At 60.2% G+C, this 19,988-nt stretch carries 21 protein-coding genes; 16 read left to right on the forward strand and 5 right to left on the reverse strand.

What is annotated here, in order from left to right; genetic code table 11:
- Positions 1–17: 17 nt before the first annotated feature.
- Complete coding sequence (gene efeU, locus ACJD00_RS07640; RefSeq protein ID WP_418909190.1) at positions 18–857, reverse strand: iron uptake transporter permease EfeU; 840 nt, start codon at positions 855–857, stop codon at positions 18–20.
- 159 nt (positions 858–1,016) lie between these two features.
- Positions 1,017–2,207: a thiolase family protein gene (locus tag ACJD00_RS07645; RefSeq protein ID WP_418909191.1), complete on the reverse strand. Its 1,191-nt coding sequence runs from the start codon at positions 2,205–2,207 to the stop codon at positions 1,017–1,019.
- Between the two features lie 248 nt (positions 2,208–2,455).
- On the opposite strand from ACJD00_RS07645, the gene rpsP reads away from it, so the two are divergent.
- From rpsP to ACJD00_RS07700, 11 genes are all read left to right on the forward strand, one after another.
- Positions 2,456–2,872, forward strand: coding sequence for a 30S ribosomal protein S16 (gene rpsP / locus ACJD00_RS07650; RefSeq protein WP_309407364.1), 417 nt, complete (start codon positions 2,456–2,458; stop codon positions 2,870–2,872).
- Positions 2,873–2,874: 2 nt separating this feature from the next.
- Positions 2,875–3,114 (forward strand): RNA-binding protein, encoded by a 240-nt coding sequence (locus ACJD00_RS07655; RefSeq protein ID WP_309407362.1) that lies wholly within the window; start codon positions 2,875–2,877, stop codon positions 3,112–3,114.
- Positions 3,115–3,272: 158 nt separating this feature from the next.
- Positions 3,273–3,794: a ribosome maturation factor RimM gene (gene rimM / locus ACJD00_RS07660; RefSeq protein WP_418909192.1), complete on the forward strand. Its 522-nt coding sequence runs from the start codon at positions 3,273–3,275 to the stop codon at positions 3,792–3,794.
- A gap of 3 nt (positions 3,795–3,797) precedes the next feature.
- Complete coding sequence (gene trmD / locus ACJD00_RS07665) at positions 3,798–4,634, forward strand: tRNA (guanosine(37)-N1)-methyltransferase TrmD (RefSeq protein WP_418909193.1); 837 nt, start codon at positions 3,798–3,800, stop codon at positions 4,632–4,634.
- Between the two features lie 248 nt (positions 4,635–4,882).
- A complete protein-coding gene (rplS, locus tag ACJD00_RS07670) occupies positions 4,883–5,242 on the forward strand; it encodes a 50S ribosomal protein L19 (protein ID WP_309407357.1) in 360 nt (119 codons plus the stop codon).
- A 13-nt stretch (positions 5,243–5,255) separates the two neighbouring features.
- Positions 5,256–5,903 carry a signal peptidase I gene (lepB, locus tag ACJD00_RS07675; protein ID WP_418909194.1) on the forward strand — a complete coding sequence of 216 codons (648 nt, stop codon included), beginning with the start codon at positions 5,256–5,258 and terminating at the stop codon, positions 5,901–5,903.
- Positions 5,904–6,387: 484 nt separating this feature from the next.
- Complete coding sequence (locus ACJD00_RS07680; RefSeq protein ID WP_418909195.1) at positions 6,388–8,706, forward strand: hypothetical protein; 2,319 nt, start codon at positions 6,388–6,390, stop codon at positions 8,704–8,706.
- A gap of 164 nt (positions 8,707–8,870) precedes the next feature.
- Positions 8,871–9,446, forward strand: coding sequence for a hypothetical protein (locus ACJD00_RS07685; protein ID WP_418909196.1), 576 nt, complete (start codon positions 8,871–8,873; stop codon positions 9,444–9,446).
- A 142-nt stretch (positions 9,447–9,588) separates the two neighbouring features.
- Positions 9,589–10,296 (forward strand): signal peptidase I, encoded by a 708-nt coding sequence (lepB, locus tag ACJD00_RS07690; protein ID WP_418909197.1) that lies wholly within the window; start codon positions 9,589–9,591, stop codon positions 10,294–10,296.
- 9 nt (positions 10,297–10,305) lie between these two features.
- Positions 10,306–10,983, forward strand: coding sequence for a ribonuclease HII (locus tag ACJD00_RS07695; RefSeq protein ID WP_418909198.1), 678 nt, complete (start codon positions 10,306–10,308; stop codon positions 10,981–10,983).
- Positions 10,984–11,030: 47 nt separating this feature from the next.
- The gene (locus ACJD00_RS07700; RefSeq protein ID WP_309407345.1) at positions 11,031–11,351 is read left to right on the forward strand and encodes a DUF2469 domain-containing protein; all 321 of its coding nucleotides are present in this window, start codon (positions 11,031–11,033) and stop codon (positions 11,349–11,351) included.
- Between the two features lie 90 nt (positions 11,352–11,441).
- On the opposite strand, the gene ACJD00_RS07705 is transcribed toward ACJD00_RS07700, so the two are convergent.
- The 3 genes from ACJD00_RS07705 to ACJD00_RS07715 are packed head-to-tail and all read right to left on the reverse strand — an operon-like array spanning position 11,442 to position 14,548.
- Positions 11,442–12,332 carry a glycine betaine ABC transporter substrate-binding protein gene (locus ACJD00_RS07705; protein WP_418909199.1) on the reverse strand — a complete coding sequence of 297 codons (891 nt, stop codon included), beginning with the start codon at positions 12,330–12,332 and terminating at the stop codon, positions 11,442–11,444.
- 50 nt (positions 12,333–12,382) lie between these two features.
- Complete coding sequence (locus tag ACJD00_RS07710) at positions 12,383–13,279, reverse strand: ABC transporter permease (protein ID WP_418909200.1); 897 nt, start codon at positions 13,277–13,279, stop codon at positions 12,383–12,385.
- Between the two features lie 3 nt (positions 13,280–13,282).
- Positions 13,283–14,548: a quaternary amine ABC transporter ATP-binding protein gene (locus ACJD00_RS07715; RefSeq protein ID WP_418909201.1), complete on the reverse strand. Its 1,266-nt coding sequence runs from the start codon at positions 14,546–14,548 to the stop codon at positions 13,283–13,285.
- Positions 14,549–15,234: 686 nt separating this feature from the next.
- On the opposite strand from ACJD00_RS07715, the gene ACJD00_RS07720 reads away from it, so the two are divergent.
- The 5 genes from ACJD00_RS07720 to ACJD00_RS07740 all read left to right on the forward strand — a co-directional run bounded on the left by ACJD00_RS07720 (position 15,235) and on the right by ACJD00_RS07740 (position 19,980).
- Positions 15,235–15,594, forward strand: coding sequence for a YraN family protein (locus tag ACJD00_RS07720; RefSeq protein WP_418909202.1), 360 nt, complete (start codon positions 15,235–15,237; stop codon positions 15,592–15,594).
- Positions 15,591–17,150, forward strand: a complete 1,560-nt coding sequence (locus ACJD00_RS07725) for a YifB family Mg chelatase-like AAA ATPase (protein WP_418909203.1) — start codon at positions 15,591–15,593, stop codon at positions 17,148–17,150. The genes ACJD00_RS07720 and ACJD00_RS07725 overlap by 4 nt, the downstream gene beginning before the upstream one ends.
- Complete coding sequence (gene dprA, locus ACJD00_RS07730) at positions 17,147–18,358, forward strand: DNA-processing protein DprA (protein WP_418909204.1); 1,212 nt, start codon at positions 17,147–17,149, stop codon at positions 18,356–18,358. Before ACJD00_RS07725 ends, dprA begins: the two co-directional genes overlap by 4 nt.
- A gap of 11 nt (positions 18,359–18,369) precedes the next feature.
- The gene (locus ACJD00_RS07735) at positions 18,370–19,350 is read left to right on the forward strand and encodes a tyrosine recombinase XerC (protein ID WP_418909205.1); all 981 of its coding nucleotides are present in this window, start codon (positions 18,370–18,372) and stop codon (positions 19,348–19,350) included.
- A gap of 126 nt (positions 19,351–19,476) precedes the next feature.
- Positions 19,477–19,980 carry a DUF3145 domain-containing protein gene (locus ACJD00_RS07740; RefSeq protein WP_309407330.1) on the forward strand — a complete coding sequence of 168 codons (504 nt, stop codon included), beginning with the start codon at positions 19,477–19,479 and terminating at the stop codon, positions 19,978–19,980.
- The last annotated feature ends 8 nt before the right edge of the window (positions 19,981–19,988 follow it).

Below are 19,988 nucleotides of genomic sequence, written 5' to 3' on the forward strand. Positions count from 1 at the left end.
TTGTCGGTGATGGAGAGTTAGTTCGCGGTGGCCGCGGCGGAAGTAGCGCGCTGTCGACCGGTGATCGAGCGCAAGTACAGGGCCATAACGGGCACCACGTAGAGGACCCAGGTGGTTGCCTCGAGCCAAGTGGTTGCCGGTGAGAAGTTGAAGACGCCCTTGAGCAGCGTCCCGAGCAGCGAGCCGGGGGCAATGGTGTGCGAGACGTCGAAGGCCAGGTGGTGTAGGCCCGGTAAGACCCCGGCTTCCTGCAGGTCGTGCACTCCGTAGGCCAGTACGCCGCCGGCGATGATCACCAAGGCGACACCGGTCCAGCGGAAGAAGGCTCCCAGATTGATCCGGAGCACTCCGCGGTGGAGGAGGGCACCGAGCAGGACCGCGGTCACGATGCCCAGCAGGGCGCCGAGCAGCGGCTGCCAGGTGTCGGCGGAGGTGCGTGCGGCCGCCCAAATAAACAGCGCCGTTTCCAGGCCTTCGCGGCCCACGGCGAGGGCGCCGACCATGACCAAGGCCCAGCCCGAGGAGCGTTCGGCGGCCGAATCCACATGATCACGCAGGTCGCTGGCCAGCGAGGTGGAGGCCTTGGCCATCCAGAAGATCATCCAGGTCACTAACCCGACAGCCACAATCGACAGGCCACCGCCGATAAGTTCCTGGGCTTGGAAGGTCAGGCCACGGGGGCCGAAGGTCAGCAGCGCGCCGAAGCCCAAGGAGATCGCTACCGCCAGGGCCACGCCCATGTAGATGCGGGGAAGTAGCTCACGACGTCCGGTCTTGCTCAGGTAGGCGATGAGTAGCACCACGATCAAAACCGCTTCGAGCCCTTCGCGTAGCCCGATGAGATAGTTACCGATCATTAGCCAACCCCTGAAAGTGCTTTACCTTGTGTCGCGTATCTGTGCGGGCGCGCCGGGCGATGATCCTCGTACCGGGGCGCTGGTCACTGCGATGTCCAGAGCTAAGGCTAACCTACTCAATGGGGTTCGAAAAAGATGATGAAAGGGTTCGCTATGAATTTAGTGCACCGCGCGTAGCAGTGCGGCAATCCCTTGCCCGCCGCCAATGCAGAGGGACACGATGGCGTATTCATGATCGCCGCGAGCCAGTTCCATGGCTGCGCGCAGGGTCAGAATCGCTCCGGTGGCGCCCACCGGGTGCCCGAGTGCGATGGCCCCTCCATAGGGATTGACTCGCTCGGGATCTAGACCTGCATCTCGAATGACCGCGAGGGCCTGTGCGGCAAATGCCTCGTTGAGTTCGATGACACCCACCCGCTCGAGGTCCACGCCGGTGCGCTCGAGTAAGCCCCTGATGGCTGTGACCGGGGCATAGCCCATGAGCGCCGGGTCGTAGCCGGTGACCTCGACGTGTTCCAGCGTGGCGAGCACGGGCAAATTCTGCGCCCGAGCATCGGAGAGGCGCGCTAGGGCCATGACCGCCGCTCCGTCGTTGACGCCCGAGGAATTACCCGCCGTGACCGTACCTTCGGCGGCGAAGGCCGGAGCTAAGGCCGCGAGCGATGCGCCGGTGGTGTCGGGGCGTGGATGCTCATCGCGTTCGGGCTCGGAATGGCCCAGCAGGCTCTGATCAATGATTTCTTCGGCGAAGACCTGCCGTGCCCGCTCGCTGGCGGCCCGCCGTTGCGAACGGAGCGCGAAGTCATCTTGGGCGCTGCGGTCGATGCCGAATTTTTCGGCCACATTCTCCGCCGTCGTACCCATGTGCCGATTGCTGAACGGATCGGTCAGCATCGCCAGGGTGCCGTTGAGCAGTTTGCGGTGTGACAGTTTCGGTCCGCCGTGGCCGGCATAGTCAAGATAGGGCATGGAGGTCATGGACTCGTTGCCGCCGGCGAGCACGACATCGTTGATCCCCAGGGCCAGGGATTGCGCCGCGGAGAACACTGCTTGCAGTCCGCTACCGCAGAGCCTATTGACGTTCATGGCTCGGGTGGTTTGCGGCAGGCCCGCTCCCAGTGCGACTGCGCGAGCGTTATAGGATTCGGGGCCCACTTGGCCGATGCAACCGAGGATTACCTCGTCGACGTCCTCTGGCGCCAGAGCGCTACGCTGCAGTGCGCCGCGCGCGGCGGCTATGCCTAGGTCCGTGGTACTAAGCGAAGCGTATTGCCCGCCGTAGCGGCCGGTGGCGGTGCGCGCTCCGGCTAGGATGGCGATTTTTGTCCGGGAGAAGGTAGCTTCGCTCATGTTCTTTATGGTTCGGCACCGGGAGGATAATGTCTAGGGTGCGGGCCAAGCGCAACGAGGCGTAGCTAACAAGCGCCCCGGTTGGTCAACTTTGGCACTCTCTGGCATAATTGCAGGGTACTCGATTTGCCGCGGCCCCTCTCTCTGCGGTGGATCCTGTCCATTCTAGAGTCACAGTAGTATGGCCTGCCCCACAGGAGCAGAACCTATGGCTCGACCTTTGTTGAGAAACAGGAGTGACCACTAAAGTGGCCGTTAAAATTCGTCTGAAGCGCTTCGGTAAGATGCGCGCACCGTTCTACCGCGTCGTGATCATGGACTCGCGCGCCAAGCGCGATGGCCGTGCCATCGAGGAGATCGGCAAGTACCACCCGACCGAGAACCCTTCGCTGATCGAGATCGATTCGGATCGCGCTCAGTACTGGCTCTCCGTTGGTGCTCAGCCGACCGAGCAGGTTGCCGCCTTGCTGAAGATCACCGGTGACTGGCAGAAGTTCAAGGGCATCGAAGGCCAGGAAGGCACCCTGAAGGTTGCCGAGCCTAAGGCTGAGTTCGTTGCTCCGAACAAGGGCTCGGTCATCCTTCCGGAGGCCATCACCCCGAAGGCTGAGAAGGTTGCCGAGACCGAGGCTCCTGCCGAGGCTGAAGCTACCGAGGCTGAGTAATCATGCTCGTTGACGCGTTGGACCATCTGGTACGCGGGGTAGTCGAGGAGCCGGAGGACGTTCAGGTAGCCCTGAAGTCCACCCGCCGCGGCGACCTGCTCGAGGTTCGTGTGAATTCCGAGGATCTCGGTCGAGTAATCGGCCGCCAGGGACGCACCGCCCGAGCACTACGTACCGTGATGGCTGCGCTGGCCAAGGAGCCGATTCGTGTTGATGTTATCGACACGGATCGTCGCCGCTAGCCGAACACGTCAGAGGTCATGCGCAAGATGATCTCATCTTCGACAGGGAGCCTTCGCCGATTTCGGCGGAGGCTCTTTGTTCGCTTAAAATAACCTACCGGTCTATCGGTCCCCACGTGATCCGTGGCAGGGAATTCAAGGAGAATGATTCGCACACTATGCGACTGCAGGTAGCAAGAATTGGCAAGCCGCACGGCATCCGCGGCGAAGTGACGGTTCAGGTCCTCACCGACGCTCCGGAAGAACGTTTCACTCCCGGCACGGTGCTTCAGGTGGTCGACGGGCCGGTGAGCGAGCTGACCATCAAGTCGGCCCGCTGGAATAAGTCGATCCTGCTCCTGGGCTTCGAGGAAATTGCCGACCGCAATGCGGCCGAAACCTTACGTCAGGCTCGCTTGGAATTCGACAGTGACGAAGAAGAGGATGACGATTCGGACCAGTGGTACGAGCATGAGCTGCTCGACCTCAAGGTCATGCTCGATGGCACGCAGATCGGCATCGTGACCGGGCTGCGCACCAACCCGGCACAGGACCTGCTGGTGTTCGAGCGTAGCGACGGACAGGAAGTCTACCTTCCCTTTGTCGACGAATTCGTGCCCGACATCGACACCGAGGCCGGTGCGTTGAGCATTACGCCTCCGGCCGGGCTGTTGGAACTGAACGACGACGAGGAGGCCTAAATAATGCGCATCGACGTCGTGACGATCTTCCCGGAGTACCTCAAGCCGCTTGAGCTGTCGTTGATTGGCCGCGCCCAAGAGGACGGCCTGCTGTCGGTCAACGTCCAGGACCTACGCGAATTCACCTACGACAAGCACCGCACGGTCGACGACACCCCCTATGGTGGGGGCGCCGGCATGGTGATGAAGCCCGAACCATGGGGCGAAGCCCTCGACCGTATTCTGGAGAACCGTCAGGGCGAAGAGAAGCCATTGTTGCTCGTCCCCTCGCCGGCCGGTGCGGTATTTAATCAGGATCTGGCCTATGCGCTGGCCGAAGAAGAGCATCTGGCCTTCGCCTGCGGACGCTACGAGGGCATTGACGAGCGCGTAATCGAACACGCTCACGAAAACTTCCGCGTCCTGCCGGTGTCCATCGGCGATTATGTACTCAACGGTGGGGAAGTGGCCGTGATGGTCATGGTTGAGGCCATCGCCCGGCTCATTCCCGGGGTGATCGGCAACCCGGACTCACTGCTCGAAGAATCGCACTCGGATGTGCTGCTGGAGTACCCGGTATACACCAAGCCCGCCGAATGGCGTGGGCTGAAGGTTCCCGAGGTACTGCTTGGGGGCAACCACGGTAAGGTTGCGCGGTACCGTCGAGATTTGCAGATTCAGCGCACCGCCGCCCGCCGGCCGGACCTCATTCAGCAACTGGATACCAGCACCTTGAACCGTAAGGATCGCGACCAGCTCTGGCATGCCGGTTTTGCCGTTCAAGATGGCAAGGTCATCCCCAAATCCCAGTTGGACTGGGGAGACGAAACGGATCCCGCGAACACCGCCCCGGCGGAGTAAGAGGCCAACGCCACAATTGAAGCCGCGGCCCAGACTCGCCGTAGCGGCACCGGATGTGGCAAAATTGACTCTTGGTGTGTTTTGTTCGTCTCCTGCCGCAGGGGGAGCGCGAATACAAGAAACCACCGCGCCGTGTGCCAATGCCATGCGGCGAGAACTTCCAACGAGGCCGACGCCACTTAGTGGGGTACGAGCCTAAGCAACATGGGTTAGGTGACCTGCGGCATTGATCCCAAGGAGATGCTCTCATGCATATTCTTGACTCTGTCGATGCAGCTTCGCTGCGTTCCGACGTTCCTGCTTTCGGTCCGGGCGACACCCTGAAGGTGCACGTCAACATCATCGAAGGTAAGAACTCCCGCGTTCAGGTCTTCCAGGGTTACGTGCTCGGCCGTCAGGGCCGCGGCATTGGCGAGACCTTCACCGTTCGCAAGGTCTCCTTCGGCGTTGGCGTTGAGCGTACCTTCCCGGTACACTCCCCGATCATCGAAAAGATCGAGGTTGTCTCCCGCGGTGACGTGCGTCGTGCCAAGCTGTACTACATGCGCGATCGTCACGGTAAGGCTGCTCGCATCCGCGAGAAGCGCGACTTCGGTGGCAAGAAGTAATCCGACTCTTTCAATGAATCGGAGTGCCCGCCTAGAGCGAGCAACAACGAAGCGCCGGACCCTTACCTGGGTCTGGCGCTTCGCCGTTCTCGCTATAATCCTCGCCCTCATCGCGACGCTCATCGTGCGTAATACCGTCTTCGACGTCTTTCGTATCGAATCGGTCTCGATGCAACCGACCGTCAACCCCGGACAGAGCATCGGCGTTGACCGAACCGCCTACCATGAGAACGCCGTGCAGCGCGGGGATGTGATCGTCTTTGACGGCCGAGGATCGTTCGATCCATATCAACGGGATGACTTCCTGCAACTTATGGGCCGTACGTTGCGGCTAACTGGCGGGGACAGCACCTATGTCAAGCGGGTTATCGGCGTCGCCGGAGACACCGTCTCCTGCTGTGGCCCGGATGGGCGAGTGCAAATCAACGGGCAGTCCATTGACGAACCCTACCTATACCCGGGTAACGCACCAAGCGAGCAACCCTTTTCGGTGAAAGTCCCAGAGGGCCGCGTGTGGGTCATGGGGGATCACCGTGCACGTTCCGAGGACTCGCGGTCATTGCTCGGGGCCAGTGGCGGTGGCATGATCCCGGTAGAGCGCATCTTGGGTAAGGCGACGAAAGTTATTTGGCCGTTATCTGATAGCAAACCCTTGCGCTAGGTTATCGCCGCGGTCTACAGTTCCGGAGGAGATTTTCAGTAGCGAGGACTTGCTCGGGCCGAATTTGAGTGGCTCCAATCGTGCATATCGCCATGTAACACGCGAACCCTAAGAAAAATTTTGAAAAATCTTCGAGCTTTCTAGGTGTCTTGCTCAGCAGTAAAGCTTGAAAATAGAAGTTTTTGCCCGCAACTCCGACTTCTCCGGATGTAGCGGAACACACACATCTCTGATTAGGCATGTTTTCGCGTTCGCCGATAGATAACTCCGGAATTCCGTTGAGCGTAGCGGCGACAGGCATGGCTTCACGCGCCCAGCAAACACTCAGAAAACCGGCCCGATGGGTAGTTCTACCCCCTTGGACGGCTTGAATTGGCCAATCTCAAGCAGATATTGTTTCGATTTGGTAACAGTACTGTGCGCAGACAGGTGAGATGCACGCTCCCGTTTCGCACTCGCACCAAACAACTTGGGAGAAGCATTAATGCCACATCCACAAAAGAAGAACGCGCAGCGCGGCGTCGTTGCTGCCGCGGCCACCGCACTGGTGGTCGGCGGTAGCTTCATCGCTCCTGCCGTCGCGGCTGATAAGGCGATCGAATCGCCGGCCGCCCAGACGCCGGCCACGACGACCGACTCCGGTGTGGACACTCGTGGTCTCAAAGAAGCTGTCAAGGAAGACCTCGGCAAGGACCTAGATCAGTATCTAGAAGAGTCGAAGGTCAGCAACGCCGTTTCGGACGCCAAGCAGAAGCTAGCCGAAGAAGGCATCAAGGCCAGCGCCTCGGTCAAGGATGGCAAGGCTACCATCGAGGTCGCAACCAAGGACCAGAAGGCCGCCGCTAAGGTAGTCGCCGCCAGCGCCGCCCCGAAGGCGATCAAGCTTGTCGCCAAGGTCGGCAAGGTCTCGACCGTAGGCGAGGTCTACAAGGAGTTGGCAGAGAACGTCGCTCCGAAAGAATTGAGCCGCCTGACCGCTGTGGTCAGCGACGGTACTCCCGGACAGTTCACGATCATCGCGGCCGGCCCGGCTCAGATCGAAAAGTCGAAGAAGACCGCTGCGACCGCTTCGGTCAGCGGTGGACTTACCCTTGAGCAGTTCGCGAGCCAAGCCCCGAACGTCGAACTCAACGAGACCAAGGCCGTAGTTGATGGCAAGGGCAAGGACAAGGTCCACGCTAAGCCAGCTGCTGCCAACGATGTCTTCGGTGGTATGGGCTACGGTGCCGGAACCACTCAGAACACCGCCGAGGGCTTGTGCTCCTTCGGTTTCAGTGGCTGGACCACCGATGGCAAGGACGCCGCAATCTCCGCCGGTCACTGCACCCAGGACGACGCCTTCAAGTTCGTCTCCTTGGTCGAGCAGGATATGCCGGATGATCCGAACACCGCGCTCGGCGCTCCAATGGGACAGTTCACCTTCTCCCAGTTTGGTGGACCGAACCACGCTGGCGTTGTGCCGGATGAGAACACCACCGAACAAGACATCGTCGATGCCGCAGGTACCGATATCTCGGCCATTGACAAGACCAACGCCGACCTGAACATGCAGCCAGGCGTCTCCAAGTGGGCCGAAGGCAAGGACGAGCGCGACGAGACCGTCAAGGTCACCGGTGTTTCCAAGGCCGTCATCGGCTCCGAGGTGTGCTCGGTGGGTCGAACCACCGGCTGGAGCTGTGGCGAGGTCATTTACGAAGGCCTGTTCACCGTTGGCGGCTACAACGACGACATCCGCGTCGTGAACGGTTTCGCCTCCACCAACCCGGGCCAGACCGTTCTGGACCAGGGCGACTCGGGCGGCGCCGCACTCATCGGCACCAAGGCTGTTGGTATCAACTCGGCGACTCACGCCGGAGATGACGCCGTAGAAAACACCCCTGACGACTTGGCCATGTACACGGACCTTCAGGAGGGCATGTCCGTCCTGAACTCGGCCACCGGCGAAAACTACCAGGTGAAGTTCTTCGTGAACGCTCCGGTCGTCGTTACCCCGGAGAACGGTGCAACCGTTGAGCCAGGCGCAACCATCACCGGTAAGGTCGAAGGCGCTGCTGCTGGTACCAGCGTTCAGGTCATCGTCAATGGCGAGGTCATTGCCACCGTTCAGGTGGGCTCCAATGGCACCTTCACCTTCAACGCCCCGGAGACCGAAGGAGAATTCTCCTTCACTCTGAAGGCAAAGAACGGTTACAACGTCTCGGCTAACACGCAGGGATCGGTCATCGTGGCCGCACCTGAGCCAACTCCGACCCCGACTCCGACCGAGGAGCCGACTGCAACTCCGACTCCGACCGAGGAGCCGACTGCTACCCCGACTCCGACCGAAGAGCCGACTGCTACCCCGACTCCGACCGAGGAGCCGACTGCAACTCCGACTCCGACCGAGGAGCCGACTGCAACTCCGACTCCGACCGAGGAGCCGACTGCTACCCCGACTCCGACCGAAGAGCCGACTGCTACCCCGACTCCGACCGAGGAGCCGACTGCTACCCCGACTCCGACCGAGGAGCCGACTGCTACCCCGACTCCGACCGAGTCTGAGGAGCCGACCGAGGAGCCAAGCAAGTCGGACGAGCCTACTGCGACCCCGACCGAGTCCGAAAAGCCGACTCAGACCGAGGAGCCGACCAAGTCGGAGCAGCCAAGCAAGTCCGAGGCACCGAAGAAGGAACAGCCTAAGAAGGACGATCCTTTGGCTGAAACCGGTTCGAGCGCCGCTCCGCTGGTTGCTGCCGGTGGCGCACTAGCACTGATCGGTGCACTCTTCCTGATGCTTCGCCGCGGCACCCGTCGCCACGGCTAGTCCGGAACGAACCTAGCGTGTCCCTGACCGACTAGGTAGATAATGCCCCCGTCACCATTCGTGGCGGGGGCATTATCACTTGAATCACACATGAAACTCTCTGCTTCTATGCCGGGATATCGACTAATTTTGGAAGCCATAGCTTCTATTGGGTAGGTGTATCTATGAACATCAAGACATCCAAAAACATCAGCGGCATCGGACTTGCCGCATTCACCGTGGCCTCCGCGCTGTTTTTGAGCGGTTGTGGCAATGGGGCAGGAGCCCCTAACAGTTCAGAACCCGAGCCAACGGCCTCTTCCTCGCAGCAGGAGTCATCGATGGATCAAGAAAAACTGTTGGATCTCTCCGAGCGGTTGACCGACTCTTTGGGAACCAGCTTGGGTCAGACCTGGATCAGTGACGGAAAGCTACATGTTTCCACAACCGACGAATCCAAGGTTTCCGAGATCGAAGCCGCCGGTGCGGTACCTCATGTGGTGGACTACTCCGCCGCCGACCTCAACGAGGCGATTACTAAGGTTATGGAATGGCAGGGGAGCCTTGAAGGCCCGCTGAAAACCGCAATCCATGGCTACTACATGAATCCGGACGACGGTGGCTTGACCCTGATGGTCGACGTTGGCCAGTTCGAGAGCATCGAAAAGCTATTCAATGAGCAGAAACCGATCGGGGACATTCCGGTAACACTGAAGAAGAGTGCCGGACCAGCCTCACCGGCGATGATGACCAAACCATAAGAGAGCAAAAACCTATAGCATCGAGTCGGCCCGTCCTCGGAGAATGGGCCGACTCAGTGCATTAATGATTGCACCCATCGGTAGATCCCCACCACGGTGCGATAGTGTTACAGAGTAACTCCCGAAAGGTAAAACTCGAATCGTGACATCTGAACCAGTCAACCCGCCTGACGCACCTCACGGCCTCGCATATCGCATCTGGCGCTCGGTCCGGGAGATCCTGTTGATCCTGGTCATTGCGATCGGACTGTCGCTCATCATCAAGACCTTCTTCTTTCGGGCCTACTACATTCCCTCGGGTTCGATGGAAAATACCCTGCAGATCAACGACCGAATCTTCGCCAACCTCATGGTACCCGGGCCCTTTGATCTCGAGCGCGGGGACGTGGTGGTTTTCCGGGATGACCTCGATTGGTTGCCGCCCTTGGACGATGATCCCAACTTTGTTGAATCCGCATTGAGCTTCGTGGGCGTGCTCCCGGCCGCCGACGAACAGTACTTGGTGAAACGAATTATCGGAATGCCAGGGGACACCGTCGAGTGCTGTTCCGCGGACGGCAAGCTGACCATCAACGGTACGGCCATTGATGAGCCCTACGTGTACGCCGGCAACGCACCCAGCGACATGGAATTTAAGGTCACCGTTCCGGAAGGGAAAATCTGGGTGATGGGTGACCACCGTGCCGCGAGCGCCGATTCCCGTTTCCACACGGATATCCAAGGGGGCTTCGTTGACCTCGATAGTGTCCAGGGCAAGGCCTCGGTCATCTCGTGGCCTATTAGCCGCTGGGGCGGCATTGATTCCCATAGCGAAACCTTTGCCCAAGTTCCCGCCCCCAGCACACACTAGCGAGGCGTCATGGCAGGACGAACAGTCACCGTAACGACCCTCGAGCACGAACTGGCGCTGGCTGCGGCTCACCAAGTGCGCTATATCGGGGCTGTCGACGAGGTGGGCCGCGGTGCCCTCGCCGGGCCGATCAGCGTTGGCGCCACCGTGCTGGACACCACCGCGCAGGTCTCATTTCCCGAACTGCGTGATTCGAAGTTGCTTTCCGCGGCCAAGCGGGAGAGGTTCGTCGAAGAGATCCGTTCGTGGGCCGTCGGTTACGGCGTTGGGCATGCCAGCGCCCAAGAGGTCGATGATCTAGGTGTGACGGCGGCCTTGCGACTGGCGGGCACACGAGCCCTCGCGGCCTGTGCGGTCGCCCCAGAGGCAATCCTGCTAGATGGCAGTTATGACTGGCTGACGACACCGGAGAGCAACCTGCTCGATCTGCTGGCGCCACCGACCGAAGAATCCGGGGTGAGCGTGCCGGTGCGCACCATCATCAAAGGCGATATGCAATGCCAGGGGATTGCCGGCGCCTCGATCCTCGCGAAGGTCGAACGAGACGCCTTGATGGAATGCTATGCAGCGGAATTTCCCGTGTATGGTTGGTCGGAAAACAAGGGTTATGCGACGGCAAGTCATCGTCAGGCGATCGCAGAGCACGGGGCCTGTCACTTACATCGGCGAAGCTGGAATCTTACGTAGCACGAACAGGGCTTCCGGTACAGTCACCGTCACCAAAGGAGAATACGATGGGCGCAGAAGATCTCGAGAATTACGAGTCCGATCTTGAGCTGCAGCTTTACCGCGAGTACAAGACGGTCGTTGGGCTATTCAATTACGTCGTAGAAACCGAGCGTCGATTCTATTTGGCGAATCAGGTAGAAGTGGCCACCCGGTCCAATGAGGGAGAGGTCTACTTTGAATTGAGCCTGACCGATGCGTGGGTATGGGATGTTTACCGGCAGGGTCGTTTCGTGAAGTCGGTCAAGGTTCTGACGTTCAAGGACGTCAATATCGAGGAACTAAACCGTGAAGAACTTGAGATTCCTAAAGAGGGGCTGGGCAGTTAACGCCAGCTAAAAGCCAGAGAACCGGTGTTCGCTGCTCTTGGACATAAGGGCAGCGACCACCGGTTCTCTGGTTTGAAGGTCGAGCACCGACTATTCGGTCATGGCGGAGACAACCTCAGGGTTTTCTTCCATCCACTGCTTCACCAGCGGCTGGTAGTCATCGGTATCGTTCTCGACGAAGAGAAGATTTTCCAGATCGTAGAGGGTGTCCAGATCCATCTTCCAGTCGCCGACCCAACCGGCAACCTCGGGGAAGTCATCGGCGAAACCGGTGCGCGAGTAGCTGTGCAACGATTCCGTGCCGCCTAGGGCCCCCTTGGGATCTTCGAGGTTCTTGATCGGGAAGACGCCGTTGGCCCAATGAGGCTCCCACAGGGTCACCACAATGTTCTCGCCCTTATCGGTGGCCGACTTCAGCTCGGTGAGCATCGCAGCGGTCGAACTGGTCGAGAAGTCCATATCATCCAGACCGTACTCGGGGATGACCTTCTTCTCCATGGTCTCGGTTAGGCCCGCGCCCGGCTCGATACCCACGATCTTGTTGTTGAAGTCATCGGCATGCTCGGCCAACTCGTCCAAGGAGTCGATCGGAGCATCTTCGTTGACCGCGACGGTGAGCTTGGACTCGTCGTTCCAGGCACCCAGGTCCTCCATCTTGTCCCCATAATCCTCGATGTAGGTGGCGTGGGTGACCGGCAGCCAGACGTCGGTCGTCAGATCGTAGTCGCCGGTGGATAGACCGGAGAAGAGCGGGGCGGGGTCAGCGTATTTGAGTTCTACGTTGTATCCCTTGTCCTCGAGTACGGCCTTCCACAGCTCGCTCGTGGCGATACCCTCGTCCCAGCCGTTGAACACGGCGATGGTGATGTCCTTGCTTTCACCCGAGGCGCTTGGCTCATTCCCGCCACCGCTGCCGCACGAAGTCAGCGCAAACAGTCCGGCAAGGGCCAGCGCCGTGGTTTTCATTAGAGGTTTCTTCATGATGATTCCTTTCGTACGCACCGCACGAGACGATGCGAATACTTGGGGTCTTAGGCGTTCACGGGGTCCTGCGGTACCGAATCCACATGTGGTTTACGGGCGCGGAATTTGGCGAAGAGGCCGGAGTGTTTGCCGAATGCATTCGTCAACCGGTCGAGAATCATGGCAATGATGACAACGGCAAGACCAGCCTCCACACCCAGCGCCGTATCCAGACGGTTCAGCGACTTGATGACGTCGCCACCGAGGCCTCCGGCGCCGACCATGCCGGCAATCACGACCATCGACAGCGAGAGCATGATGACCTGATTGACGCCGGCCATGATGGTCGGTAGCGCCAACGGAAGCTGGATCTGGCGCAGGATGCGCGAGGGGCTTGAACCAAAGGCCTGCCCGGCCTCGACGACCTCGGCATCCACCGAGCGAATACCAAGTTCGGTGAAGCGAACGCCGGGGGCCATGGCGAAGATGATGGTTGCCACGATGCCTGGGGCCACGCCGACCCGGAACAGCAACAACGCCGGAATCAGGTACACGAAGGCGGGCATCGTCTGCAGGAAGTCCAACACCGGACGAATCAACGCCGAGAAAGTATCGGACTTCGCCGCCCAGATTCCCAAGGGGATCGAGATCACCAGCGCCCAGAACGTGGCGACGAGTACCAGCGACAGCGAAGACATGGCGTTCTCCCACTGGTCGACACCCACGATGACCACGAGCCCGATGATGGTACCGAGCATGAACTTCCAGCCTCGCGAGAGTAGCGCAATCAGTGCCGCCAGAATCGTGATGACGATCCATCCGGGGCCATCGAGGATCGCAAAAATTGCTCCGTACATCTCGTCAAAGATGGTTCGTAGCACCGAGAAGAGGGCATTGAGGTTGTTCACGATCCACGTGATGACGGTGTCGGCTACCTCGCCGATGGGGATACGGAATTCGTCCATGAGTTATTCCCATCCTTCTGCATTCAGTGCGGCGTCGACCACGTCGGCCGGAAGAGGGGCCTGCAGCACGCTCATTTCTTCGGTCGGGGGAGTCGCTGCCGCAAGGGCCGCCAGCAGGGTCACACGCGGGATGACTCCCAGGAGCCGGTCGTCCTGATCGGTCACGGTCACCGGGAGAGGTGACTCTACCGACGGAACGAAGAGGTCGATCAGGGGAGTATCTCGGTGCACCGTGTCCAGCGGCTTGATCTTCGAGCTGAGCGAGTTTTCTCCCTGCCGCAAGAGCTTGAGCGCGTCGCGGTCGGTGATCATGCCTAGCACCTTGCGGTCGCGGCTGGTGACCACCGCAGCGGAGAGAAAGTTATCGCGCATTGTGCGTAGCGCGTTACGCGGTCCAGCCTGTTCGGTGATATGTGCTCGTGCAGGCTCCATGACCGAACCTGCACTGAGCACGCGGGCGCGATCGACATCTTGGACGAATTGGGCCACGTAGTCATTGGCTGGATCCGTCAGGATTTCCTCTGGTGTTCCCACCTGCACGATCTGACCGTCGCGCATCACCGCAATGCGGTCACCGAGGAACATCGCTTCATTGAGATCGTGCGTGATGAAGACGATGGTTTTGCCCAGTTGTCCCTGGAGCTCGATGAGCTGTTCTTGCATTTCGCGCCGGATCAGTGGATCCAGGGCAGAGAATGCCTCATCCATCAGCAGAATATCGGTGTCGGCGGCCAAGGCACGGGCAATGCCCACACGCTGTTGCATACCGCCGGAGAGTTCGCTGGGCATCTTATCGCCCCAGCCGTCGAGCCCCACCATCTTCAGCGTTTCGTCGGCCTTCGCCAAACGCTGGGCTTTCGGGACCCCATTTTGCTCAAGGGGGTAGGCGACATTGTCACGCACCGTGCGATGTGGGAGGAGCGCGAAGTGCTGGAACACCATGGAAATCTTGGTGCGCCGGGCTTCGCGTAGTCGGGCCGGCGACATGCCGGTCAGTTCTTCTTGGTTGATGCTGATCGAGCCGTCGGTGGCTTCCCACAAGCCATTGAGCGTACGGATCAGAGTGGACTTACCGGATCCAGACAAGCCCATCACCACGAAGATTTCTCCCTCGAGAACCTCGAAGGACGCGTCGATGACGGCGGCGGTGGTCGATGAGGGGAGCTGATCCCGAGTTAGTCCCGCTTTGAGTTTCTCGACCGCGTCTTTAGGTTTGCGGCCAAAGACCTTGTAAAGGTGATCTACCTTTACGGCCACGTTTCTGGTCATAGTCTCCATGCCCGTCTATCGGGTTGTTCTTGCCTCACATGGATCCAGCATCGATAGCACGCGCGCCCGAACTGTCAACAAGCGCGGAACTTAGACACCAATGATCTGGCACTCCTATGTGCAGTGCCAGTCTGATCCTTGTCTTCTCTTGTGCGTTAGCGGTCGTGTCGGACGCGTCGCCGCCACTGTCCACGGTAGCAAAAGAGCGATGAATGGTACCCCTGGCAGGAGTGATATAGCTCCAATATTTCTTGTCCCGAGCCCTGAATATCCTTGTAAATACAGGGGAAAGTCAGGAGTTATGGAACTGTTATAAATTGCAGACGAGGTTGGTGGTGAAGCCGCTGTTTCCGAACGCGCCGCGCAGTGCCGGGAAGTGCTTCGCGTAGCAGCGTTGGACGGCTGCGGTTTTTGCTTGGCGGTGAGCATCTTGAGTTGCCGAAAATTATGTCGTTTCAATGGCGTATTTGGCGCGTGAAAGCGGTCACAGGCGGATTTTCCGGCTTACGAATTCTAGAGTCCGCCAGACTGCAATCGGACAGTAATTCCAGCGATGCGCACCCCGATTATCACGTGCTGACCTGTCGCTTTACGCCTTTACCCACAACTCGATAGGCGACCGTCCACGGTGCTGGACACCGAGTGCAGGATGAATCTCAGGAAGCACGGCGGACAGGGAGCGGCTCATGGGGAATCACAATGTGGAGTTGGGGCGACGAGGAGAAGACTACGCCGCCGCCTATTTGCAGCGTCACGGCGTGCAGGTGCTGGCGCGCAACTGGCGATGTTCCATCGGCGAACTCGACCTAGTTTGCCGCGACCAGCGTGGGGTATTTGCCGTCGAGGTCAAGACACGTAGCTCGCACCGCTACGGTGACGGTTTCGAAGCAGTCAACGCCGCGAAGTTTCAGCGACTTCAACGCCTGTTGCTGTGCTGGGCCAAGAGCGAAGAGTGCTGGGTCAACACGCTGCGCATCGACGTGATCGAAGTTTATTGGGGCAACGGAAAGCCCTCACTGCATCACCATCGCGAGGTCACCCAATGAGTCTGGCCCGAACCTATTCCATTGCATTCATTGGCGTTGCCGCACGGGTCGTTGAGGTGCAGGCCGACCTCGGTGCGGGCATTCCGGGCTTCACGATCTTGGGACTTCCGGACGCCTCGGTTAACGAAGCCCGCGAACGAATTAAGGCCGCGGCCCGAAATACCGGGGTGCCGGTGGCGAATCGACGCCTGACATTGAACCTTTCACCGGCCAATGTACCCAAGCGAGGATCTGCCTTTGATCTGGCCATGCTCATTGCCGCGCTAGGGGCCGATGCACGACTCGCAGTGCCACCGCGTACGTTGTTTTTCGCCGAACTAGGACTTGATGGCACACTTCGCGCGGTGCCCGGAGTGCTCCCGGCCGTGCTGGCCGCCTCTGAGTACGGGATAGACCACGTCGTGGTGGCCGAGGCCAATGCGCAGGAAGCACGTCTCGTGCCCGGGATACACGTCACGGGGGCCAGCCATTTGAGCCAGGTGCTCATCAAACTAGGCGTCCCATCCGAGGACTTGCGAATGGTGGGGCGACACGAGTCCAGTGCGGCGGCGCCAAAGGCCATGCGATCAACTCAGACCAGCGCAGATCTGGCCCATGTCAATGGGCAATACGAGGCGAAACAGGCATTGGAGGTGGCCGCTGCGGGAGGGCACCACATGTTGCTGACTGGCCCACCGGGGTCGGGCAAGACGCTACTGGCGCGTTGTCTGCCGGGAATCCTGCCGCCGCTCGACGACGGTGTCGCACAACAGGTCACCGCCATCGAATCTCTTTTCGCTGGCGCGCAGGGGGCCATAGCCAAACTACGACGCACCGCACCTTTCGTTGCTCCCCACCATTCCAGTTCGGTTACCGCATTACTGGGTGGCGGTACGGGCCAGTTGCGCGCCGGTGCGATCACGCGGGCCCATGCCGGGGTGCTCTTTCTCGATGAAGCCGCCGAATTCGCCACTGGTGTGCTCGATGCGCTTCGCCAGCCGCTCGAGGACGGGTACATAGAGTTGGCCAGAATTCACGGTGCACAGCAGTTACCTGCTCGATTCCAACTCCTTCTGGCGACGAACCCTTGCCCGTGCGGACGAAATTTCGGACAGGGCACCGGATGCACCTGCACGCCCAACGCCCGTCGACGGTACTTTGCCAGACTCTCAGGCCCGGTACTTGATCGAGTAGATCTGCAGCTAAGCGTGCAACCGGTCACCGGCCGCGATCTTCTAGGTTCCGGGAGTTGCGAATCGAGTGCGGCGGTCCGTGATCGCGTTCTGTTGGCTCGAAAACGAGCCGTTCGGCGACTTCGGCCTCTGGGGCTCGGGACCAACGCGCGGGTTCCTGGCCATGTATTGCGCGCGGAGTTGCAGTATCCCCGCAGCGCTCATCGGGCGCTGAGTGTTCTGGCTGATACCCCGGATCTTTCGGCCCGTGGGTTCGATCGGGTACTGCGCGTGGCGTGGAGTCTCGCGGATTTGGACGGAGCACCCGCGCCTGACCCGACACATTTGGATCGGGCTCTAATGCTGCGCCAACGCCTTGACCGGGCGCCCAAGGAGAACCGATGAGCGCCGAGATCACGCCCGAGCACCGAGTTCGTGCAGAGCTGAACATGTTGATCGAGCCCAATGATCTGGCGGGCGGAGCGTTGCTGAGTCTAATTGGACCAGCTCAGTGCCTCGCGATGATCACCTCTGGGTATCCATCGCCCGCGGATCTGCAACGTCGCTGCAACGATCTTCTCGGCCTCAGCTCGACCGCGGCAGATACGCATAGCCTCCCAGTCGCCCTTCAGCGGTGGCGTAAACGTATCTCACCGGGCCGAAGCGACAAGCTGCTCGAGACTCTGCGACGCAACGGGGGAGGACTGTTCATTCCCGGGGATCCCCTTTGGCCCGCGCAACTAGGCGACTTGCAGCTTGGGCAGCCGATTTGTTTATGGTGGCGTGCGACGCAGGTCCAACGCATGGTCCAGTGCACTCTCGATCGGTGCGTTTCGATCGTGGGCTCGCGAGACTGTAGCGATTACGGACAACGAGTTACCCAGGACTTTGCCGAGCACCTTTATCGGGCTGGCAACACCATCGTCTCGGGAGGCGCCTACGGGGTTGATGCAACTGCCCACCGAGCGGCACTGAACGCCGCTGCGGTCGATGAGAAAAATCTGCCGACCATCGCCATACTGGCCGGCGGTATTGATCGCCTCTATCCCGCGGGCAATAGTAGCCTGCTGTCACAGGTGATTCACTCAGGGATCATCCTTTCGGAAGTCCCACCGGGAACTCCACCTGCCCGCTTCCGGTTTCTGAACCGCAACCGTCTCATTGCGGCGCTGTCACGCGTTACCTTGGTGACCGAGGCCCGTTATCGTTCCGGCGCCTTGAACACGGTAGGTCATGCACTGGATCTGGGCCGCGACGTCGCTGCCGTGCCAGGTAGCGTGTATTCGGCCTACTCTGCCGGAACCCACCGGTTGATCTCTGAGGGTCAAGCGCAATTGGTCAGCGAACCACGCGAACTCCTAGGCGAAAGCGTGCTGCCGGGTACAGGCGGAACGATACGCCGATTCACCGACGCGCTCACTCTGACCCAGCGCATGGTTTATGACTCGCTAGAGGTGCGTCGCACACTACCGGTCAGCGAGATCGCCGCTCGCGCGGGAATCAGCGACGGACATGCGATGACGGCGTTAAGGTACCTCGGCGGGCAAAGTCTGGCTCGCCAGCGGGGCGCTCAGTGGTGTCTCGCACCGCAAGAGCACGGTCCGAAGGGGTAAATTGGGCTGTGATGAGTATTGATCGTGAGGTCGCGGTGCCCGAGCAGTTCACCGCCACACTGGAGGAGTTTCTCGACCACCTCAGGCTCGAGCGCGGTCGCAGTGAGAATACCTTGCGCGCCTACCGGGGTGACCTCAATGATCTGCTGACTTATATTGCCTCTGCGGGGAATGTGAAACTTCTGCGTGAGGTAACGGCACCCTTGTTGCGTGCTTGGATGGCCGATATGCACGAACGAGCGCTGGTCCCTTCGACACTGGCGCGCCGGGTATCCGCGGCAAAGAACTTTTTCGCGTGGGCACTGCGTCTTGGCATTGTGCAGGTCGACCCGTCCCTTCGACTGGTGGCTCCTAAGAAACCGCAGAAACTTCCCCATGTGCTCCAAGGAGAGCAGGTGCATCGCCTTCTCGATGACGATCAGACAGCGCGAGATCCAAGCTCATCAGCCGACACCGCAACCAACGCGGGCACTCCCAGGCAAGCGGCCCTGGAATGCCGCGACCGGCTCATCATCGAGTTGCTGTACTCCTGCGCATTGCGCGTGGGTGAATTGGTCACTTTGGACATCGACGACGTGGACCGCTCGGCGCAGACACTGCGCGTGACGGGTAAGGGAGATAAGCAACGCACCGTGCCTTTCGGTGCCCCGGCCCAGGCAGAACTTGCCCGATGGCTCGCTGAACATCGACCGCGGCTCGCCGGGCAAAAGTCCGGGCCCGCCTTGTTGCTCGGGGCCCGAGGTGCGCGTCTTAATGTGCGCCAGGCTCGCGAAGTTGTTGCGCGCAGCTTGCATGCCCTAGGCGACACGGCAGCGAGCGGACCGCACGCACTGCGCCACACGGCGGCAACACATTTGCTCGACGGCGGCGCCGACCTGCGCATGGTGCAGGAATTTTTGGGTCACTCGTCGCTGGCCACCACCCAGCTGTACACGCACGTTTCGATAGACCGGCTGCGGGACAGTTACCGCCAAGCCCATCCGCGTGCGTAGGAAATTCGCGCATCGGCTGGCAAAATACCCACTCTGTCAGGCAAAATAGATTCCAACGGACATGATGGATCCGCCGTAGTGGTTTTGACGTAGGGGAAGACGATCAACACCGAGACGGAGGATGGCATGTCTGCATCGATGACCCGAGGCGTGATCTATATTCACAGTGCCTCGGCAGCGCTGTGCCCGCATCTGCAGTGGGCGATCGGCGAAGTGCTAGGTCGGGCCGTGAATTTGGACTGGTCCGATCAATCTGCCGCGCCCGGACTCCTGCGGGCCGAATATCAGTGGACCGGCGAGCCCGGTACTGGTGCACGCATCGCCTCGGCGATGCGTGGATGGCAGCACTTGCGTTTCGAGGTGACCGAAGAGCCCAGCCCTGGGGTTGATGGTAGCCGTTGGTCATTCACTCCCGAACTCGGTATTTTCCATGCCACGACCGATGTGGCGGGAAATATCATGGTCAACGAAGAACGGATCCGTTGGGCCTACGAGAAGGGCGATGGCAACCCGGCCGTCTTTTTTCAGGAGATGTCCATCGCGCTCGGTGAAGCGTGGGATGAAGAGCTCGAACCGTTCCGGCATGCCGGCGAGCAGAGCGCGGTGCGCTGGCTCAACCAGGTGGTCTAAGCCCCGCA

This window comes from Glutamicibacter endophyticus, from assembly GCF_048457885.1.
Lineage (GTDB): Bacteria > Actinomycetota > Actinomycetes > Actinomycetales > Micrococcaceae > Glutamicibacter > Glutamicibacter endophyticus.

What these genes read in the sequence shown, in the direction of transcription:
- efeU (WP_418909190.1), bottom strand. Translation starts at nt 857, where the DNA reads ATGATCGGTAACTATCTCATCGGGCTACGCGAAGGGCTCGAAGCGGTT.
- ACJD00_RS07645 (WP_418909191.1), bottom strand. Translation starts at nt 2,207, where the DNA reads ATGAGCGAAGCTACCTTCTCCCGGACAAAAATCGCCATCCTAGCCGGA.
- ACJD00_RS07655 (WP_309407362.1), top strand. Translation starts at nt 2,875, where the DNA reads ATGCTCGTTGACGCGTTGGACCATCTGGTACGCGGGGTAGTCGAGGAG.
- rimM (WP_418909192.1), top strand. Translation starts at nt 3,273, where the DNA reads ATGCGACTGCAGGTAGCAAGAATTGGCAAGCCGCACGGCATCCGCGGC.
- trmD (WP_418909193.1), top strand. Translation starts at nt 3,798, where the DNA reads ATGCGCATCGACGTCGTGACGATCTTCCCGGAGTACCTCAAGCCGCTT.
- rplS (WP_309407357.1), top strand. Translation starts at nt 4,883, where the DNA reads ATGCATATTCTTGACTCTGTCGATGCAGCTTCGCTGCGTTCCGACGTT.
- lepB (WP_418909194.1), top strand. Translation starts at nt 5,256, where the DNA reads ATGAATCGGAGTGCCCGCCTAGAGCGAGCAACAACGAAGCGCCGGACC.
- ACJD00_RS07680 (WP_418909195.1), top strand. Translation starts at nt 6,388, where the DNA reads ATGCCACATCCACAAAAGAAGAACGCGCAGCGCGGCGTCGTTGCTGCC.
- ACJD00_RS07685 (WP_418909196.1), top strand. Translation starts at nt 8,871, where the DNA reads ATGAACATCAAGACATCCAAAAACATCAGCGGCATCGGACTTGCCGCA.
- ACJD00_RS07695 (WP_418909198.1), top strand. Translation starts at nt 10,306, where the DNA reads ATGGCAGGACGAACAGTCACCGTAACGACCCTCGAGCACGAACTGGCG.
- ACJD00_RS07700 (WP_309407345.1), top strand. Translation starts at nt 11,031, where the DNA reads ATGGGCGCAGAAGATCTCGAGAATTACGAGTCCGATCTTGAGCTGCAG.
- ACJD00_RS07705 (WP_418909199.1), bottom strand. Translation starts at nt 12,332, where the DNA reads ATGAAGAAACCTCTAATGAAAACCACGGCGCTGGCCCTTGCCGGACTG.
- ACJD00_RS07710 (WP_418909200.1), bottom strand. Translation starts at nt 13,279, where the DNA reads ATGGACGAATTCCGTATCCCCATCGGCGAGGTAGCCGACACCGTCATC.
- ACJD00_RS07715 (WP_418909201.1), bottom strand. Translation starts at nt 14,548, where the DNA reads ATGACCAGAAACGTGGCCGTAAAGGTAGATCACCTTTACAAGGTCTTT.
- ACJD00_RS07720 (WP_418909202.1), top strand. Translation starts at nt 15,235, where the DNA reads ATGGGGAATCACAATGTGGAGTTGGGGCGACGAGGAGAAGACTACGCC.
- ACJD00_RS07725 (WP_418909203.1), top strand. Translation starts at nt 15,591, where the DNA reads ATGAGTCTGGCCCGAACCTATTCCATTGCATTCATTGGCGTTGCCGCA.
- dprA (WP_418909204.1), top strand. Translation starts at nt 17,147, where the DNA reads ATGAGCGCCGAGATCACGCCCGAGCACCGAGTTCGTGCAGAGCTGAAC.
- ACJD00_RS07735 (WP_418909205.1), top strand. Translation starts at nt 18,370, where the DNA reads ATGAGTATTGATCGTGAGGTCGCGGTGCCCGAGCAGTTCACCGCCACA.
- ACJD00_RS07740 (WP_309407330.1), top strand. Translation starts at nt 19,477, where the DNA reads ATGTCTGCATCGATGACCCGAGGCGTGATCTATATTCACAGTGCCTCG.